The sequence below is a fragment of the Streptomyces sp. NPDC027185 genome (genome assembly GCF_055567035.1).
In genome coordinates this window covers 168,840-185,856 of sequence record NZ_JBVHRF010000008.1, presented here as the reverse complement: position 1 = coordinate 185,856, position 17,017 = coordinate 168,840, and the positions used below count along the sequence as shown (strand labels likewise).

17 protein-coding genes are annotated in these 17,017 nt (G+C 73.9%); 9 read left to right on the top strand and 8 right to left on the bottom strand.

All coding sequences use genetic code 11. From position 1 onward, the window contains the following. Positions 1–24 precede the first annotated feature (24 nt). Together ACZ4M8_RS25105 and bioB are read right to left on the bottom strand one after the other, a co-directional pair. Positions 25–1,329, bottom strand: coding sequence for an adenosylmethionine--8-amino-7-oxononanoate transaminase (locus tag ACZ4M8_RS25105; protein WP_467610922.1), 1,305 nt, complete (start codon positions 1,327–1,329; stop codon positions 25–27). Then, entirely contained in the window at positions 1,322–2,497 is a 1,176-nt protein-coding gene (gene bioB / locus ACZ4M8_RS25100) for a biotin synthase BioB (protein WP_467610920.1), read from the bottom strand. The genes ACZ4M8_RS25105 and bioB overlap by 8 nt, the downstream gene beginning before the upstream one ends. Before the next feature lie 157 nt (positions 2,498–2,654). Between bioB and ACZ4M8_RS25095 the strand changes: the two genes are divergently transcribed. Both ACZ4M8_RS25095 and ACZ4M8_RS25090 read left to right on the top strand, forming a co-directional pair. Then, the gene (locus ACZ4M8_RS25095; protein ID WP_467610919.1) at positions 2,655–3,857 is read left to right on the top strand and encodes an 8-amino-7-oxononanoate synthase; all 1,203 of its coding nucleotides are present in this window, start codon (positions 2,655–2,657) and stop codon (positions 3,855–3,857) included. 240 nt (positions 3,858–4,097) lie between these two features. Then, on the top strand, positions 4,098–4,526 hold the full coding sequence (locus ACZ4M8_RS25090; RefSeq protein ID WP_467610917.1) for an ATP-binding protein: 429 nt from the start codon (positions 4,098–4,100) through the stop codon (positions 4,524–4,526). A gap of 6 nt (positions 4,527–4,532) precedes the next feature. Here ACZ4M8_RS25090 and ACZ4M8_RS25085 read toward each other — a convergent pair whose 3' ends face one another. Both ACZ4M8_RS25085 and ACZ4M8_RS25080 read right to left on the bottom strand, forming a co-directional pair. After that, positions 4,533–4,997 carry a C40 family peptidase gene (locus tag ACZ4M8_RS25085; RefSeq protein WP_467610915.1) on the bottom strand — a complete coding sequence of 155 codons (465 nt, stop codon included), beginning with the start codon at positions 4,995–4,997 and terminating at the stop codon, positions 4,533–4,535. A 720-nt stretch (positions 4,998–5,717) separates the two neighbouring features. Continuing rightward, positions 5,718–6,659, bottom strand: coding sequence for a M28 family metallopeptidase (locus ACZ4M8_RS25080; protein WP_467610913.1), 942 nt, complete (start codon positions 6,657–6,659; stop codon positions 5,718–5,720). A gap of 522 nt (positions 6,660–7,181) precedes the next feature. Here ACZ4M8_RS25080 and ACZ4M8_RS25075 point away from each other — a divergent pair. The 6 genes from ACZ4M8_RS25075 to ACZ4M8_RS25050 all read left to right on the top strand — a co-directional run bounded on the left by ACZ4M8_RS25075 (position 7,182) and on the right by ACZ4M8_RS25050 (position 11,863). After that, complete coding sequence (locus ACZ4M8_RS25075) at positions 7,182–7,484, top strand: urease subunit gamma (protein WP_143940408.1); 303 nt, start codon at positions 7,182–7,184, stop codon at positions 7,482–7,484. 17 nt (positions 7,485–7,501) lie between these two features. Then, a complete protein-coding gene (locus tag ACZ4M8_RS25070) occupies positions 7,502–7,813 on the top strand; it encodes an urease subunit beta (RefSeq protein WP_030281360.1) in 312 nt (103 codons plus the stop codon). Beyond that, positions 7,806–9,527 (top strand): urease subunit alpha, encoded by a 1,722-nt coding sequence (locus ACZ4M8_RS25065; RefSeq protein WP_467610911.1) that lies wholly within the window; start codon positions 7,806–7,808, stop codon positions 9,525–9,527. Before ACZ4M8_RS25070 ends, ACZ4M8_RS25065 begins: the two co-directional genes overlap by 8 nt. Before the next feature lie 51 nt (positions 9,528–9,578). After that, positions 9,579–10,253, top strand: a complete 675-nt coding sequence (locus ACZ4M8_RS25060; protein ID WP_467610909.1) for an urease accessory protein UreF — start codon at positions 9,579–9,581, stop codon at positions 10,251–10,253. A gap of 75 nt (positions 10,254–10,328) precedes the next feature. Next, entirely contained in the window at positions 10,329–11,030 is a 702-nt protein-coding gene (gene ureG / locus ACZ4M8_RS25055; RefSeq protein WP_467610907.1) for an urease accessory protein UreG, read from the top strand. Then, positions 11,027–11,863 carry an urease accessory protein UreD gene (locus ACZ4M8_RS25050; protein ID WP_467610905.1) on the top strand — a complete coding sequence of 279 codons (837 nt, stop codon included), beginning with the start codon at positions 11,027–11,029 and terminating at the stop codon, positions 11,861–11,863. Before ureG ends, ACZ4M8_RS25050 begins: the two co-directional genes overlap by 4 nt. A gap of 68 nt (positions 11,864–11,931) precedes the next feature. Here the strand turns inward: ACZ4M8_RS25050 and ACZ4M8_RS25045 are convergent, their stop codons facing one another. From ACZ4M8_RS25045 to ACZ4M8_RS25030, 4 genes are all read right to left on the bottom strand, one after another. Further along, the gene (locus tag ACZ4M8_RS25045) at positions 11,932–12,306 is read right to left on the bottom strand and encodes a roadblock/LC7 domain-containing protein (protein ID WP_467610903.1); all 375 of its coding nucleotides are present in this window, start codon (positions 12,304–12,306) and stop codon (positions 11,932–11,934) included. A 106-nt stretch (positions 12,307–12,412) separates the two neighbouring features. Beyond that, entirely contained in the window at positions 12,413–12,802 is a 390-nt protein-coding gene (locus tag ACZ4M8_RS25040; RefSeq protein WP_399095481.1) for a roadblock/LC7 domain-containing protein, read from the bottom strand. A 58-nt stretch (positions 12,803–12,860) separates the two neighbouring features. Continuing rightward, positions 12,861–14,276: a hypothetical protein gene (locus tag ACZ4M8_RS25035; RefSeq protein ID WP_467610901.1), complete on the bottom strand. Its 1,416-nt coding sequence runs from the start codon at positions 14,274–14,276 to the stop codon at positions 12,861–12,863. 109 nt (positions 14,277–14,385) lie between these two features. Next, positions 14,386–14,772 carry a hypothetical protein gene (locus ACZ4M8_RS25030; RefSeq protein ID WP_399095487.1) on the bottom strand — a complete coding sequence of 129 codons (387 nt, stop codon included), beginning with the start codon at positions 14,770–14,772 and terminating at the stop codon, positions 14,386–14,388. 543 nt (positions 14,773–15,315) lie between these two features. Between ACZ4M8_RS25030 and ACZ4M8_RS25025 the strand changes: the two genes are divergently transcribed. Further along, positions 15,316–16,953 carry an alpha/beta hydrolase gene (locus tag ACZ4M8_RS25025; protein ID WP_467610899.1) on the top strand — a complete coding sequence of 546 codons (1,638 nt, stop codon included), beginning with the start codon at positions 15,316–15,318 and terminating at the stop codon, positions 16,951–16,953. Positions 16,954–17,017 lie beyond the last annotated feature (64 nt).

The following is a 17,017-nucleotide window of genomic DNA, read 5'->3' as shown; positions in this document are numbered from 1 at the left end:
GGACTCCCGGGACACCCGCGCCGCTCAGCCCTCGCGGGCCGCCGCGCACACCCCGGCGCAGATCCGGGCCACGTCGTCGTCGCCGGTGACGTACGGCGGCATGGTGTAGACGAGGTCGCGGAACGGGCGCAGCCAGACGCCCTCGCGGACCGCCGCCGCCGTCGCCGCGGCCAGGTCCACCTCGTGATCGAGCTGGACGACACCGATCGCGCCCAGCACCCGTACGTCGCGGACCCCGGGCAGGTCCCGGGCCGCGGCCAGACCCGTCCGCAGTCCGGATCCGATACGGGCCACCTCGCCCGCCCAGTCCTGGGCGAGCAGCAGCTCGACGCTGGCGCCGGCGACGGCGGTGGCCAGCGGATTGCCCATGAACGTCGGGCCGTGCGCCAGCACCGGCACCTCGCCGCGCGAGATGCCCGCCGCCACCCCGGCCGTGCACAACGTCGCCGCCAGCGTGAGATAACCGCCGGTCAGAGCCTTGCCCAGGCACATCACGTCGGGGGTGACCCCGGCGTGCCCGGCGGCGAACAACGTGCCCGTACGGCCGAACCCGGTGGCGATCTCGTCGAAGATCAGCAGGACGTCGTGGGCGTCGCACGCCTCGCGCAGCACCCGCAGATAGCCGGGGGAGTGGAACACCATCCCGCCCGCGCCCTGCACCACCGGCTCCACGATCACCGCGGCCAGCTCGTCGGCGTGGCGGGCGATCAGCTCCCGCAGGTGGGCCGCGTACGCCTCGTCGACCGGTGCGTCGAAGCCCGGTGGCGGCGCGTCCGCGAAGATCTGGCGCGGCAGGACGCCCCGCCACAGGTCGTGCATCCCGCCCTCGGGGTCGCACACCGACATCGGGTGCCAGGTGTCGCCGTGGTAGCCGCCGCGCCAGGTCAGCAGCCGCTGCTTGCGCGGGCGGCCCACCGAGCGCCAGTACTGCAGAGACATCTTGGCGGCGACCTCGACCGCCACCGATCCCGAGTCGGCGAGGAAGACATGACGCAGCGGCTCCGGTGTGATCGCGACCAGCCGCTCGGCCAGCCGGACGGCGGGCTCGTGGGTGAGCCCACCGAACATCACATGACTCATCCGCCCCAACTGCTCGCGAGCTGCCTCGTCCAGCACCGGGTGCCGGTAGCCGTGCACCGCCGACCACCACGACGCCATCCCGTCGACCAGTTCACGGTGGCCGCCCGCCGGTTCGGCCAGCCGCAGCCGCACCCCGGCCGCCGATTCGACCACCAGCGGCTCGGCGCGTGGGGGCATCGGACCGTACGGATGCCAGACGTGCCGCCGGTCGAGGTCGAGGAGTTCGGCCGGGGTGAGCGGCTCAGGCATTGGGCGGCAGCTCCGTGCCCGCGCCCCGGCGGCGCACCGCGACCAGGCCGCGCCGCTCCTCGTCGGAGAGGGCGCCGCCGGCCTGCTCGGGGACCTCGGCGGCGCCGTGGCAGCCGCCCGCCGCCGTGTCGCCGCAGCCGCCGTCGCCGCAGGTCCCGCCCGTGACGCGGTGTTCGGGCAGCGTCGTGGTGCCGGTGCCCTCCACCTCGAAACCGGCGTCCGCGATCATCGCGAGGTCGTCCTTGCCGGCCTGGCCCTCACTGGTCAGGTAGTCGCCCAGGAACAGGGAGTTGACCAGGTGCAGCGCCAGCGGCTGCATGCTGCGCAGATGCACCTCCCGCCCGCCGGCCAGCCGGACCTCGACGTCCGGGCAGACGAAGCGGGTCATCGCCAGGATCCGCAGCGCCCGCTGCGGCGTGAGGTTCCACTCCTTCGCCAGCGGCGTCCCCTCGAACGGGATCAGGAAGTTCACCGGCACCGAGTCCGGGTCCAGCTCCCGCAGCGCGAACACCACGTCGACCAGGTCCGCGTCGCTCTCGCCCATCCCGGCGATCAGCCCGGAGCACGCCGACATCCCGGCGGCCTGCGCCTGTTTGACCGTCGCCACCCGGTCGCCGAAGTCATGGGTGGTGCAGATGTCGCCGTACGTCGCCTCGGAGGTGTTGAGGTTGTGGTTGTAGGCGTCCGCCCCGGCCTCCCGCAGCTGCCCGGCCTGGCCGTCCGTCAGCAGTCCGAGGCAGGCGCAGACCTCGACGCCCTCGTTCTGCTCCTTGATGGCGGAGATGGTCTCCGACACCCGCGCCACGTCCCGGTCGGTCGGCCCGCGCCCGCTGGCCACCAGACAGACCCGCTTGGCGCCCCCGGCCACCCCGGCGGCCGCCGCCCGCGACGCCTCCTCCGGCTTCAGCCAGGTGTACTTGAGGATCTCGGCCTTCGACCCGAGCCGCTGCGAGCAGTACGAGCAGTCCTCGGGGCAGAGCCCGGACTTGAGGTTGACGAGATAGTTGAGCTTCACCCGCCGGCCGAACCACTTACGGCGCACCTTGCCGGCCGCGGCCACGACGTCGAGCAGGTCGTCATCGGACGTCGCCAGTACGGCGAGCGCCTCTTCACGGGTCGGCAGCTCGCGCCGCAGCCCCTTCTCCACCAACGTGTTCAGCAGCTCCATGGCGATGATCCTGACGTACGCCGGTGCCCCTGGCCAAGGAGGATTCCCACAACGCGCCCGGATCGGGGTGTGTGTATCACCACACCCTGAGCCGGTGGAACGGCCGCTAACGTCTATCGGCAGTCCACAATCACCGAGGGAAAACGAAGGAAAGCCGATGCCCGCGGATCCCGCCCCGCCGCCGCCCCGTGACGCCCCGTTGGCCGACGCCGCGCCGCGGGATCCGGGCGCGTTCGACTGGCTCGACGCGGCCCACGACGCACGGCGCCGCGCCGGTCTGCGCCGGATCCTGCGCCCCCGCCCGGCCGCCGGTGAACTGCTGGACCTGGCGAGCAACGACTACCTCGGACTCGCCCGCCACCCGCTGGTCACCCGCGCCGCCGCGCAGGCCGCGCACCGCTGGGGCGCCGGGGCCACCGGCTCCCGGCTGGTCACCGGCTCCACCGAACTCCACGCCACGCTGGAGCGCGAACTCGCCGCGTTCTGCGGCTTCGAGGCGGCCCTCGTCCTCTCCTCCGGGTACGCCGCCAACCTCGCCGCCGTCACCGCCCTGTCCGGCCCCGGCGCCCTCCTCGTCTCCGACGCGGGCAACCACGCCTCCCTCATCGACGGCTGCCGCCTCTCCCGCGCCCGGAAGACCGTCGTCGCGCACGCCGACCCCGCCGCCGTGGACGCCGCGCTGTCCGCCAACGAGGGCCGGGCGCTCACCGTCACCGACGCGGTGTTCTCCGTCGACGGCGACGCGGCCCCGCTGCCCGCCCTCGCCGCCGTCTGCCGCCGCCACGGCGCGGGCCTCCTCGTCGACGACGCCCACGGGCTCGGGGTGCTCGGCGACGGCGGACGCGGCGCCGTCGCCGCCGCCGGACTCGCCGGGGCCCCCGACACCGTCGCGACCGTGACGCTGTCGAAGTCCCTCGGCTCCCAGGGCGGCGCGGTCCTCGGACCGGCGCGGGTCATCGAGCACCTGGTCAACACCGCGCGGACGTTCATCTTCGACACCGGGCTCGCCCCGGCGGCGGCCGGTGCCGCGCTCGCCGCGCTGCGGCTGCTGCGCCGCGAGCCGGAGCGCGCGGCCCGCGCCCGGAAGATCGCCGGCGCCCTGTACGACCGGCTGACCGCCGCCGGGCCGGCCGCGGTCCGTCCGGACGCCGCCGTCGTCGCGGTCCGCGCCCCGTCGGCGGAGGCGGCCGTCGGCTGGGCGGCCGAATGCCGCGCCGCCGGACTGCTCGTCGGCTGCTTCCGCCCGCCGTCCGTACCCGACGGCGTCTCCCGGCTGCGGTTGACGGCCCGCGCCGACCTGACGGAGGAGCAACTCGCCACGGCCGTACGGATCTTGACGGCGACCGCGCCGCGCGGCTGACGGCCGGCTCCGGGCGCGCGTGCGCCGGAGCCGCCGGGCCGGTGATCCGTTCTCGCGTCGTACCGTTCACCGCTTCGAGCGAGAGATATGGGCATTTCATGGTGGATCGCGGGGCGTACCGGCAGCATGGACCGCCCGGTCCGCACCCTTTGATGTACGGACCGGCTCGGTGACCGAGCGGCGTCCCGCCCGCGCCCGTGCGCCGGATCCGACCCCGGTGGGAAGAAGGACGGCACGGCGATGGCAGACCACCAGGAATCCACCCTCACCCTCCCCGGCGCGCCGGAGTCGGTCGCGGCCGCGCGCAGGCACGTTTCCGCGGTGCTCGGCGCCTGGGGTCTCGATCCGGCCGCGCCGCTCACCGACGCGGTCCGGCTGATCGTCTCCGAGCTGGCGACCAACGCCGTCCGGCACACCGGCGACACCTCCCCGTACTTCACCGTCGCGCTCCGGCTCGACCGGGACACGACGCTGACCGCGGGGGTCACCGACCGCGACCCCCGGCCGCCCCGGCGGCTGCCCGCCGAGGAGTGCCGCCCCGGCGGGCGCGGTCTGCTCATCGTCGGGCTGCTGGCCGCCGAGTCCGGGGGAGAGGTGGCGACCGTGCCGGAGCCGGGCGGCGGCAAGACCGTCCGGGTGCGGCTGCCGTGGCCGTCCGCCGGAGCCTGACCGGGGTCAGCCGACCCGCCCGTACGAGACCGAGCGGGTCCAGATCTTCTCCAGCTTCACGACGGTGCCGGAGTGCGGGGCGTGCCAGATACGGCTGTGCCCGGCGTAGATGCCGACGTGGTAGACGCCCTGACGGCCGTGGAAGAAGACCAGGTCACCGGCTTTGCGGGAGCCGGCACGGACGTGGCGGGCGCGGTTGTACTGCGCGGCGGCGGTGCGGGGCAGGCTCCGCCCGGCGCGCTTGAAGGCGTACTGCGTCAGCCCCGAACAGTCGAAGCGGTGCGGCCCCCGGGCCCCGTACTGGTACGGCGCGCCCTTCTTGGAGGCGGCGATCCGTACCGCCGTGGTGGAGACGGCGGTGGCGTCGGCGTCCGGGGGGAGCGTGACGGCGGCGCCGACGGTGGCGAGTGTGAGAGCGGAGATGGTTCCGGCGCGGGCGACCGCGGCCGGCACATGCATGCGCACAGTCATGCGCAAACCCTTCGTCAGCCGCCTGCGAAGGAAGACCTGTCGGGTTCGGGCAGGCGAAGGTGCCCGGCCGTGTACGGCTTCACCCCAAGGGGCCGTCGGCCCGGGGCGCGCCCGCGAAGCCCTGTCGTCCGCCCGGGGGCGGGACTTCGCGGAGGCGCCCCGGCGGCCCGGCCCCGTCGTGCTCGGGTCCTCCGCTCCTGCCGGTGCGTCCGCGTCGACCTGACGTCCGGACGGCGGCAGGATTCGGCGTCCGCCCGGACCGCCCCGCCGCTGCGGCGGGGGCTTGTCGTCGTGGGGATCGTCACGCATCACAGGCCCGGATTCCGCGCTGAAATGACGGAGTGTGACATTGGTCACAAGTGTGCCAAACGGTGCTTTCCGGGCGCCGGGTGTGCGGCGCCCGCACCGCTCGCGCGCCCCGGACCAGCGGGAAGAGGCCCGCCCCCGCCACGGCCCGCCCCCGCGCCCCGCAACGTGACGCCCCCGCGCGGACCGGGAACGGGGTGGGCCGTACGGGCGAGCCCGTCCGGGGGAGGGGTGCCGCCGCGGACCGGCGGCCGGACCGCTCGCCCGCGACGCGGCTTCCCGGCACGCCGCGGCCCGGCCGTCGGAGGGGAGCGGCCGGGCCGGGAGCCGGCCGCGCGGGCCGGAGAGGGGCGGGGGCGCCCGTACGCGTCCGCCCTCAGGCGTCGCGGGCGGTGCCCCGCGAGGCGTGCGGGGTCAGGAGCTCAGCTCCCACAGGGCGTGGGCGATGGCGTCGGTGTGGTTGTCCAGCGCGGTGTCGTCGATGTTCTTCACCGTGTCGCAGGACTCGTGGTAGCAGGCGTCGAACGCCTTGCCCGCCTCGCCGCCCCACGCCTTGGCCTGCGCGTCGGTCTTGATGTAGTCGGCGCCGGAGAACAGACCGCCCACGGGGACACCGGCGTCCTGGAACGGCGCGTGGTCGGAGCGGCCGTCGCCCTCGGTCTCCTTCTCGGTGGCGATGTTCTTGCTCGCGAACCAGTCCTTGAAGACCTTCTCCAGCCGCGCGTCGTCGTCGTAGACGAAGTAGCCGGGGTTGGGCGAGCCGATCATGTCGAAGTTGAGGTACGAGTCGAGCTTGGCGGTGTCGGCGCCGAGCGAGTCGACGTAGTGGGAGGAGCCGATCATGCCGTCCTCCTCATCGCCCCACCAGCCGAACCGCAGGTGCTTGGTGGGCTTGAGGTCGGCCTTGGCGACCGCGAGCGCGACCTCCAGGATGCCCGCCGAGCCGGAGCCGTTGTCGTTGATGCCGGGGCCCGCGGGGACGGAGTCGAGGTGGGCCCCGGACATCACGGTCTTGCTCTCGTCGCCGCCGGGCCAGTCGGCGATGAGGTTGTACCCCTTCGCGCCGCCGCTGGTGAACTCCTGGACCTTCGTGGTGAATCCGGCGGCGTCCAGCTTGCTCTTCACGTAGTCGACCGACTGCTGGTAGCCGGGGGTGCCGTGGGCGCGGGTGCCGTTGTTGGCGTCGGCTATGGACTGGAACTTGGCGAGGTCGGCCTTGACGTCCGCCACGGGGATGTCGGGGGCGGCGGCCGGTGCGGTCGCCTGGGCGCCGGCCGCGACGCCGAGCAGGGCGACGACGGCGGTACAGGCGCCGATGGCGAGGGTGAGACGGCGGGTACGGGCGGTGCGAGTCACGGTGTGGCTCCGATACTGGTGTGGGGGGTGGTGCGGAGCGTTTGACGCGCACATGAGGATCGTGAGCGATCACCGCCCCGTCAAGAGCGGATACCGGACAGTGGTGTTCGTCCAGCGGAGGTGGCCCGGATTGCCCGGTGCATCCAATTCGCGGCTCCCGAGGGGGCCTGTCCGATCGGTCCGCCGTCCGTTCCGGGATGTGGAATTCGCCACCGTATTCAGGTCGCCGGAAATTCCCGTACGGGAAATCCGGAAGGGGAATTCGGTCGCCGGTCGGTAACTCCCGGTAAGGGAGGTGCCGACTCTTCAGTGCTGAGAAGGGTTCCGCAGGTGACCGGGCGTGTAACGCCACGGAAATGCGCCCGAACTAACCTCTGCGCGGGCGGGTGTTGATGACCTCCCGCGGAGAGGCGGTTTGCTCTCCCTTTAGTCGCTGTGTGATACATCTACCTATACGGGCGTGTCCACGCCTGTGACCTGGGCGAACGCGTACCCGGGCAGGAAGTCTGTGAGGTGGAACGTATGCAACTGACTCCGCATGAGCAGGAACGTCTGATGATTCATGTGGCGGCAGACGTGGCCGAAAAACGCCGTGCCCGGGGGCTGAAGCTCAACCATCCGGAATCCATTGCGCTGCTCACCGCTCACATCCTCGAAGGGGCCCGGGACGGCCGGACCGTCGCCGAGCTGATGTCCTCCGGACGCCAGGTGCTCAGCCGCGACGATGTCATGGACGGCGTCCCCGAAATGATTCACGACGTGCAGGTCGAGGCCACCTTCCCCGACGGCACCAAGCTCGTCACCGTTCACGAACCCATCAACTGACCGCGGGAGAGCAGAAGATGATCCCGGGACAGATCCTCTACGCCGACGAGCCGGTACGCCTCAACGAAGGCCGCCCCCTCACGCGCATGACCGTCCTCAACTCCGCCGACCGCCCCGTGCAGGTCGGCTCCCACTACCACTTCGCCGAGGCCAACCCGGGCCTGGCGTTCGACCGCGCGGCCGCGCACGGCCTGCGGCTCAACGTCGCGGCGGGCTCCGCCGTACGTTTCGAGCCCGGCATCCCCACCGAGGTCGAGCTGGTCCCCCTCGCGGGCAAGCGGATCGTCGCCGGGCTGCGCGGTGAGACCGGAGGCACCCTCGATGGCTGAGCTCTCCCGCCAGGACTACGCCGACCTCTTCGGCCCGACGACCGGCGACCGTATCCGCCTCGCCGACACCGACCTGGTCATCGAGATCGAGGAGGACCGCGGCGGCGGTCCCGGGCGCGCCGGTGACGAGGCCGTCTTCGGCGGCGGCAAGGTCATCCGCGAGTCGATGGGACAGTCCCGCGTCACCCGCGCCGAGGGCGCCCCCGACACCGTCATCACCGGCGTCGTCGTCCTCGACCACTGGGGCATCGTCAAGGCGGACGTCGGCATACGCGACGGCCGGATCACCGGGCTCGGCAAGGCGGGCAACCCCGAGACGATGGACGGCGTCCACCCGGACCTCGTCATCGGCCCGGAGACCGAGATCATCGCCGGTAACGGCAAGATCCTCACCGCCGGCGCCATCGACACCCACGTCCACTTCATCTGCCCCCAGCAGGTGGACGAGGCGCTCGCCTCCGGCGTCACCACCCTCGTCGGCGGCGGCACCGGCCCCGCCGAGGGCAGCAAGGCCACCACCATCACCCCCGGCGCCTGGCACATCTCCCGGCTCCTGGAGTCGATGGACCACCTCCCCGTCAACATCGGGCTGCTGGGCAAGGGCAACACCATGTCCGCCGACTCGATGCGCGACCAGCTGCGCGCCGGGGTCCTCGGCTTCAAGATCCACGAGGACTGGGGCGCGACCCCCGCCGTCCTCGACGCCTGCCTGAACATCTGCGAGGAGAGCGGCGCCCAGCTCGCGATCCACACGGACACCCTCAACGAGGCCGGCTTCCTCGGCGACACCATCGCGGCCATCGCCGGGCGCTCCCTCCACGCCTTCCACGTCGAGGGCGCGGGCGGCGGGCACGCCCCCGACATGATCGCCATGGTCTCCGAGCCGAACGTGCTGCCCGCGTCGACCAACCCGACCCGGCCGCACACCGTCAACACCGTCGAGGAGCACCTCGACATGCTGATGGTCTGCCACCACCTGAACCCGGCGGTCCCCGAGGACCTCGCGTTCGCCGAGTCCCGCATCCGGCCCTCGACCATCGCCGCCGAGGACATCCTGCACGACCTCGGCGCCATCTCGATCATGTCCTCGGACGCGCAGGCCATGGGCCGCATCGGCGAGGTCGTCATGCGCACCTGGCAGACCGCGCACGTGATGAAGAAGCGCCGCGGCCTCCTCACCGGCGACAGCGCCGCGGACAACAACCGCGCCCGCCGGTACGTCGCGAAGTACACCATCAACCCGGCCGCCGCCCAGGGCATCGACCACGTCATCGGCTCCGTCGAGGACGGCAAACTCGCCGACCTCGTGCTGTGGGACCCGGCGTTCTTCGGCGTCAAGCCGCTGCTCGTCATCAAGGGCGGTCAGATCGCGTACGCGCAGGTCGGCGACGCCAACGCCTCCATCCCCACCCCGCAGCCGATCCTGCCGCGCCCCATGTTCGGCGCCATCGGCAAGGCCCCGGGCAGCAACTCCGTCAACTTCGTCTCCGCGCAGGCGGTCGAGGACGGCATCGCCGAACGGCTCCCGCTCGGCAAGGCGTACGAGCCGATCCGCAGCACCCGGTCCGTCACCAAGGCGTCGATGCGCAACAACGACGCCCTGCCGCGGGTCCACGTGGAGCCGGACACCTTCACGGTGACCATCGACGACGAGGTGGTCGAGCCCGCCCCCGCCGCCGAACTCCCCATGGCCCAGCGGTACTTCCTCTTCTGACGCGGCACAGGTGATCTCTCCCATGAACGCTACGCACCCCGGGAACCGGCGATGAGCCGGGCCGCCCTCATGGTGCTGGCCGACGGCCGGTTCCCCGCCGGAGGCCATGCGCACTCCGGCGGGGCGGAGGCCGCGGTCGCGGCCGGACGCGTCACGGACGCCGCCTCCCTGGAGGCGTTCTGCCGCGGTCGGCTGCACACCGCCGGGCTGGTCGCGGCGGGACTCGCCGCGGCCGCCGCGGCCGGCGGCGACCCGCTCGCCCTCGACGACGCGGCCGACGCCCGCACCCCCGTCCCGGCGCTGCGGGCCGCCGCCCGCCGGTTGGGCCGTCAGATGATGCGTGCGGCGCGGGCGGCGTGGCCGTCGGCGGAGCTGGCCGCGCTGGCGGCGGCGCGGCCGCGTGGCGCCCATCAGCCGGTGGTGCTGGGCGTCGCGGCCCGCGCCGCCGGGCTGGCGCCGCTGGATGCCGCGTACGCCGCGGCGTACGAGAACGTCAGCGGCCCGGCGACGGCGGTGGTCCGGTTGCTGAGCCTGGATCCGTTCGACGCCACCGCCGTCCTCGCCCGCCTCGCCGGTGACCTCGACCGCCTCGCGGCCGACGCCGCGGCGGCCGGGTCCCGCTTCCCGGCGGAGGGGCCGCAGGTCCTGCCCGCCGCGTCCGCGCCGCTCCTCGATCTCACCGCCGAGCAGCACGCGGCCTGGCCGGTCCGCCTCTTCGCTTCCTGATCCACCGTCGCCGGGAGCCCCGCGTTCCCGGCGGCCACGGGCGCCTCGCGCGCCCGCACGACCTACGGAGTCCGTATGCACCTCGACCACGAACTCGACGAGATCTTCCCGCACCGCCACAGCTACAGCGCCGCGACGCCGATCCGCCCCGACGGCTCCCGCCGCGCGCTGCGGATCGGTCTGGGCGGCCCGGTCGGCACCGGCAAGACCGCCACCGTCGCCGCTCTGTGCCGCGCGCTGCGCGACGAACTCTCCCTCGCCGTCGTCACCAACGACATCTACACGCGGGAGGACGCCGAGTTCCTGCTGCGGGAGGCGGTCCTGCCGGGTGAGCGGATCAAGGCGGTGGAGACGGGCGCGTGCCCGCACACCGCGATCCGCGACGACATCTCCGCCAACCTCGAAGCCGTCGAGGACCTGGAGGACGAGGTCGGCCCCCTCGATCTGATCCTCGTCGAGTCCGGTGGCGACAACCTGACGGCCACCTTCTCCAAGGGCCTGGTCGACGCGCAGATCTTCGTCATCGACGTGGCGGGCGGCGACGACATCCCCCGCAAGGGCGGCCCCGGTGTGACCACCGCCGACCTGCTGATCGTCAACAAGACCGACCTCGCCCCCTACGTCGGCGTCGACCTGGAGGGCATGGCCCGCGACGCCAAGGCGCAGCGCGGCGAACTGCCCGTGGTGTTCACCAACGTCAAGTCCGAGGGCGGCGTCACCCCGGTCGCCGCATGGGTCCGCGACCGCCTCACCGCCTGGACCACGAGCGCCGCATGACCACCGTGCCCACCACGATCACCCGGCCGTCCGGCGACCTCACCACGGCCGCCGGGCTGCGGGCCACCGCCCGCATCGTCGCCCGCACCGACGCGCACGGCACCACCCGGCTGCCCGTCCTGGACGGTTCCGGGCCGTTCGCGCTGCGCCGGCTCGGCCTCCCGGGACCGCGGGCCCGCGTCTGCATGGTGGGCGCGATGAGCGCCCCGCTCGGCGGTGACCGGCTGGCCGTCGAGGCCACCGCCGAGGACGGGGCGTCACTTGAGCTGACCGCGGCCGCCGCCACCGTGGCGCTGCCCGGCCGCACCGGCGACGCCGCCACCTACGACGTCCACCTGACCGTCGGCGACGGCGCCCGCCTCGACTGGCTGCCCGAACCGCTGATCTGCGCCGCGGGCAGCGACCTGTGGATGACCACCACCATCGACCTCGCCCCCACCGCCCGCCTCGTCCTGCGCGAGGAACAGGTCCTGGGCCGCGCCGGGGAACCCACCGGCCGCCTCCACAGCCGCCTGACGGTCCGCCGCGCCGGCCGAACCCTGCTCGACCAGGAGACCGCCTACGGCCCCGGCGTACCCGGCTGGGACACCTCCGCCGTCCTCGGCGGCCACCGGGCCATCGGCCAACTCCTCTTCGTGAAACCGGAGTTGGCGGAGGAGGAGCAGCGGGTGCGGCTGCTGGGCGCCGCCGCGCCGGAACGCCTGGACCCGGCCGCCGGGCAGGGCGTGCTGACACCGCTGACCGGCCCCGCCCTCCTCGCCACCGCCGTCGCCCCGGACGCCCTGCGGCTGCGCGCCGTCCTCGACGAGGCGGCCGGGAACCTGCCCGGCTGAGGGCGCGCCGGGCCCCGCCCGACCCTCGGCGTCCGGACGGCGGACGCGGGACCGGCGGGGCCCGGCGCTCACACCTCCAGTACCTCCTCGACCCGGGCGAGCCGGTGCCGGGCCAGCGCGAGATTGGCGCGCTTGCGGTCGAGCACCAGATACAGGAAGAGGCCGGCGCCGTGGCGCCCGGTCACCGGCCGGAGCAGGTGGTACTGGGAGGTGAGCGTGATCAGCATGTCCTCGATGGAGCCCTGGAGTTCGAGCATCTCCATCGTGCGCAGCTTCGCGCGGACGAGGTCGGTGTTCCCCGCCGCCGCGACCTCCATATCCAGTGTGTTGCCGCCGCCGAGCGCCGCCAGCGTCATCCCGCTGGTGTGATCGACGAGGGCGATGCCGATGACGCCTTCGATGGTCGACATCGCATCGGCGAGCGCGGTTTCCATGGATGCCATAACGGTGCACACCTTTCTGGGTACGGATTGCGGCGGGCCGGGAACACGGGGTACGGGGCGGGGCGCCGGCCGGGCGACGACCCGTGGGCGCGGGGCGGGAGCGGTCTCAGGACGGGTCCGGGGCGGGCGCCTCGTCCACCAGCGCGCCGATGCGCTCCGCGGCCTGCCGGGCCTGGAGATGCAGCCGCCCGACGTTGATCTCCGGGCCGCCCACGGTGGTCAGCACCGCCCGCGCCCCCGCCGCGTACGCCGCGACGTAGCCGTGGGTGCCGCGGGTGAGGGTCTCCTCGAAGGCGCCCTGACCGGTCGCCTCGGTGAGACGTTTGGCGACGCCGATGGCCGCCGCTGTGAGCGCGGCGAGGGCGTCCGGTTCGATGTTCCGCAGATCGTGGGCGATGACCATGCCGTCCGCGCTGGCCACCATGCCGCCGCGGAGATGGCGCACCTGGTCCCGCAGCGCGTGCAGTTCGTCCCGCACCCTGGGCTGGATCGTCATCAGTCTCCTCTTCTCGGCGCGCCGTGCGAGGGCGCGTCTCATGGGTCGTCACCACGGATCACAAGTTCTCCTCCAGTGCCGTACGCAGGCGGGTGAGGAGCGTGACGTCGGGGTCGGCGGTCTCCGGGAGTCCCGGCGGCAGCGCCGGCGCCCCGGCGGGCTGCGGGTCCCGCTCCCGCGCCTCCTCCAGACACACCCCCGGACGCCGCCGGGGCAGCCCGCCCGGCGCCCCGCCGTCGTCCGCGGCGGAGTGCGCCGGACGCTCCGTGTCCCGCTCCCGCCCCGCGGCGCGCGACGACGGCCCGCCGCCCCGCCCGCCCGCGGGGGCGCGGGTCGGCAACCCGCCCTCCCGGCCGCCGGACACCGGGCGCGACGGCAGCGAGGGCGCGGCACCCGGCCGCTTGTCCGTCCCGCTCCGCTCCCGCCCGGCCGTGGCGGAACGCTTCTCCCCGCCGCGGGGACGCCCGGACCCGCCCGGCCGCGTCCCGCCGCCACGGCCCGGGGACCGTCCGCCGGACGCCTCCGGTCCCGCGTCACGGGCCGCCCCCGCACCCTCCGTCCCACCGGTCGCCGCGCCACCGGCTGTCTTCCGGCCGCCGGACGCCGTGCCCCGGCCCGCCTTCCGGCCGCTCGCGGCGCCGGTCGTCCCCGTCCCGCCGCCCGTCCTGCGGCTACCCGTCGCCGTGCCCGTGGCCGCCGCGGGGCCGGCTGTCTCCGTCCCGCCGTCCGCCGCCGGACCGGTGACGGACGCGCCGCCGGTCCGCGTGCCGTCCGTCTCCGTCGCGCCCTCCGGCAGTGCGATCAGCCCGCCGGCGGCCAGCCGCCGTACCTCCAGCAGCGTCCAGAACACCGAATGTCCCAGCGTGCGGGCGAGATCGGCGGGGGTGCGCCGGCCGTCCGCCGCCCCGAGCAGCAGCCGGGCCCGCCAGCCGGGGCCGTCCGTACGCCGGGCGTCCGGGGCGAGGACGACCGGCGCGCCGTCCACCGCCGCCCACGTCCGCCAGGCGTCGAGCTGCGCCCGGCGGGCGGCGACCGCCCGCAGCAGCGCGGCGACGCCCACCTGCCGTACGGCCGCGGGGCAGTGCTCCGCGCCGGGCGTGAACGAGGTGCCCTCCGCCGGGAGCGGCAGCACCAGGAACGCCGCGTCCAGCAGCAGCGTCAGATGGCGGATCTGCCGGAGCGTCAGGCTCTCCGGGGCGGTGTCCCCGGCGTCCGGCTCCGGCGCCCTGCCGTCCCCGGAGGCTCCGCGGGCCGCCCGGCCCTGCCGCGTACGGCGTGGTCGTCCGCCCTCGCGGGCCGGGCCGCCGGGCGCGGCGGACCCGGGCAGGTCGTCGCACTCCACCCAGGAGACCGCACCGTCTCGGAGACGGATGCGGCCACCGGGAAAGTGGAGTGCTCCGGTGGCCCGTTCGGCGGCGAGTCGCGCGAGCGGGCCGTCCGGTCCGGTCGGGGGAGTGGCGGCGGAGTGGCCCATGGCGTTCCCCTAGCGTGTCCGGTCGAGCGGTACCGGGGCCGGGCACGGCCCCGCGCACCGGTGGTGCCGGGGCCGCGGACGTGTCGCGGCGGCGCGGGCGGGCCCGCGGTCAGCCCGGCACGAGCCCGGCCGCCAGATCGTGCAGCCGCCTGCGTGCGACGGCCAGATTGGCCCGCTCCCGGTCCAGGTACAGGTACAGGTACGTCTGACTGTCGAAGGCGGTGTGGACGAAGCGGATGAGGTGGTAGCCCCCGGCGGCGGTGAGGATCAGGTCTTCCAGACCCGGTCGCGCCCCGTCGGCGCCGGAGTCGAAGGTGGCGCTGCGCTGGACCGCCTGGACGACCTCGGCGGTGTCCGCGGCGGCGGCGTCGTGGTCGTTCCGGGGCGCCCGGCCCGCCGTGCCGAGGGACAGCCCGCTGGTCCAGTCGATCAGCCCGGCGCCGAGAACGCCGGGGATACCCATCGCCTCGGACAACACCTGATCGATACCCGGCACGCGGAACTCCTTCTCGGTCACGGGACGGAGGCGAAACGCCGACAGCTCTCCCCGCGCGGCTGGCACGGAGGAGAGCCCGCTTGAAGGCTACTCACCGTGCGTGTCTTCGCACAGAGCCGGAACGTACATGACGGACGATTGACGCGTTCTGGTCCATGTGCAGCGCGCCGGACGCCCAGCGGTTCGCCGCGCACCACGCCGACCTGGAGCTGAACAGCCCTTTCCTTTCGGTGGGTTGGTGCTCCCGCGCCTCGGAAATGCCTTCGGAGCGCCGCGAAACACGGCGGCCACGGCGACTTCCGGCCGTGCTGACGCCGTCTCGGCCACCACTGTCCGTAACGGCAGGGAAAGGAGGGCGACGGGGCGGCGGATGTGACGTGAGGGGTCTCGGTCGCAGCTCCTCCACTCTCCCCACCATTCCTACGGATTGATAAAGAAATGATGTTCGAATCTTTTCAAGAGGGGGTGGAGAGCGACAGGATCCCCTCGTACACCGCTGTGATCAGCCGCTACGCGCGGCACGCCCTCAGGGGGAACCACCACGTGAGAAGAACAGCAGCACTCGGCGCCGCCGGCACCCTGGTGACCGGCGCGCTCCTGGCCGGAGCGATCTCCGCCACGCCCGCCACCGCCGGTGAGCGCCGCCCCGCCGCCTCGGCCGAGGACCGCGGTGTGCGGACCGCCGCCGCCCGCGCCGCCGCCCAGGGCATCGACTGGCAGGACTGCCCCGCCGACTGGGGGCTCAAGGCCCCGATCCAGTGCGGATACGTCACCGTGCCCGTGGACTACGCCCGCCCCGGCGGCCGCACCATCAAGATCGCCGTCGACCGGGTCCGCAACACCGGCGGCAAGGACGCGCGGCAGGGCGCCCTCGTCTACAACCCGGGCGGCCCCGGCGGCTCCGGCATGCGCTTCCCCACCCGGGTCACCGGCGGCAACCCGCTGTGGAAGAAGACCTCCGCCGCCTACGACTTCGTCGGCTTCGATCCGCGCGGTGTCGGCCACTCCGCCGCCATCTCCTGCGTCGACCCGCAGGAGTTCGTCAGCGCCCCCAAGGCCGACCCGGTGCCCCGCAACGAGGCCGACAAGCGTGTCCAGCGCAAGCTCGCCAAGGCGTACGCGGACGGCTGCGCGGCCCGCAGCGGCGACCTCCTGCCGTACCTGACGACGCCCAACACCGCCCGCGACCTGGACGTCATCCGCGCCGCGCTCGGCGAGAAGAAGCTCAACTACCTCGGCGTCTCCTACGGCACCTACCTCGGCGCCGTCTACGGCACGCTCTTCCCGGGCCACGTCCGCCGCATGATCGTCGACAGCGTCGTCAACCCCGCGCGCGAGAAGGTCTGGTACCAGGCCAACCTCGACCAGGACGTCGCCTTCGAGACCCGTTGGGGCGACTGGAAGAAGTGGGTCGCCCAGCACGACGCGACGTACCACATCGGCGACACCCCCGAGAAGGTCCAGGCGCAGTGGGAGAAGCTGCGCGCGAGCGCGGCGAAGAAGCCCGTCGGCGGCGTCGTCGGCCCCGCCGAGCTGATCGGCTTCTTCCAGCAGGCGCCCTACTACGACTCGATGTGGGCGCCCGCCGCCGAGGTGTGGAGCGCCTACCGCGCCGGTGACGAGAAGCCGCTGATCGAGAACGCGGGCCCGAACCTCGACGACAAGGCCGGCAACGTCGCGTCCGAGAACAGCAACGCGGTCTACACCGCCGTCGAGTGCGCCGACGCCAAGTGGCCCACGAACTGGCGCACCTGGGACCGTGACAACACCCGCGTCCACGCCAAGGCCCCCTTCATGACCTGGGCGAACGCCTGGATGAACCTGCCGTGCGCGACCTGGTCCGCCAAGCAGCAGCGCCCCGTCGAGGTCAAGAGCGGCAAGGGGCTGCCGCCGGTGCTGATCGTCCAGAGCGCCCGCGACGCCGCCACCCCGTACGACGGCGCGGTCGAACTGCACAAGCGGTTCGCCGGTTCGCGGCTGATCACCGAGCGGGACGCCGGTTCGCACGGCGTCACCGGTCTGACCAACCCCTGCATCAACGACCGGGTCGACGCCTACCTGCTGCACGGGAAGACCGACGCCCGGGACGTGACGTGCGCCCCGCACGCCACCCCGGAGCCCGCGAAGAAGAGCGCGAAGGCCGCCGCCGTGGGCGCGAGCGACCTGCCCGGCGCCCCCTGACCGGCACCGTGGTGCGGCGCGGGCGTCCCGGATCCCTCCGGGGCGCCCGCGCCCGCGTGTTGCG

What these genes read in the sequence shown, in the direction of transcription:
- ACZ4M8_RS25035 (WP_467610901.1), bottom strand. Translation starts at nt 14,276, where the DNA reads ATGGGCCACTCCGCCGCCACTCCCCCGACCGGACCGGACGGCCCGCTC.
- ACZ4M8_RS25065 (WP_467610911.1), top strand. Translation starts at nt 7,806, where the DNA reads ATGGCTGAGCTCTCCCGCCAGGACTACGCCGACCTCTTCGGCCCGACG.
- ACZ4M8_RS25070 (WP_030281360.1), top strand. Translation starts at nt 7,502, where the DNA reads ATGATCCCGGGACAGATCCTCTACGCCGACGAGCCGGTACGCCTCAAC.
- ACZ4M8_RS25075 (WP_143940408.1), top strand. Translation starts at nt 7,182, where the DNA reads ATGCAACTGACTCCGCATGAGCAGGAACGTCTGATGATTCATGTGGCG.
- ACZ4M8_RS25095 (WP_467610919.1), top strand. Translation starts at nt 2,655, where the DNA reads ATGCCCGCGGATCCCGCCCCGCCGCCGCCCCGTGACGCCCCGTTGGCC.
- ureG (WP_467610907.1), top strand. Translation starts at nt 10,329, where the DNA reads ATGCACCTCGACCACGAACTCGACGAGATCTTCCCGCACCGCCACAGC.
- ACZ4M8_RS25040 (WP_399095481.1), bottom strand. Translation starts at nt 12,802, where the DNA reads ATGACGATCCAGCCCAGGGTGCGGGACGAACTGCACGCGCTGCGGGAC.
- bioB (WP_467610920.1), bottom strand. Translation starts at nt 2,497, where the DNA reads ATGGAGCTGCTGAACACGTTGGTGGAGAAGGGGCTGCGGCGCGAGCTG.
- ACZ4M8_RS25090 (WP_467610917.1), top strand. Translation starts at nt 4,098, where the DNA reads ATGGCAGACCACCAGGAATCCACCCTCACCCTCCCCGGCGCGCCGGAG.
- ACZ4M8_RS25045 (WP_467610903.1), bottom strand. Translation starts at nt 12,306, where the DNA reads ATGGCATCCATGGAAACCGCGCTCGCCGATGCGATGTCGACCATCGAA.
- ACZ4M8_RS25085 (WP_467610915.1), bottom strand. Translation starts at nt 4,997, where the DNA reads ATGACTGTGCGCATGCATGTGCCGGCCGCGGTCGCCCGCGCCGGAACC.
- ACZ4M8_RS25060 (WP_467610909.1), top strand. Translation starts at nt 9,579, where the DNA reads ATGAGCCGGGCCGCCCTCATGGTGCTGGCCGACGGCCGGTTCCCCGCC.
- ACZ4M8_RS25105 (WP_467610922.1), bottom strand. Translation starts at nt 1,329, where the DNA reads ATGCCTGAGCCGCTCACCCCGGCCGAACTCCTCGACCTCGACCGGCGG.
- ACZ4M8_RS25050 (WP_467610905.1), top strand. Translation starts at nt 11,027, where the DNA reads ATGACCACCGTGCCCACCACGATCACCCGGCCGTCCGGCGACCTCACC.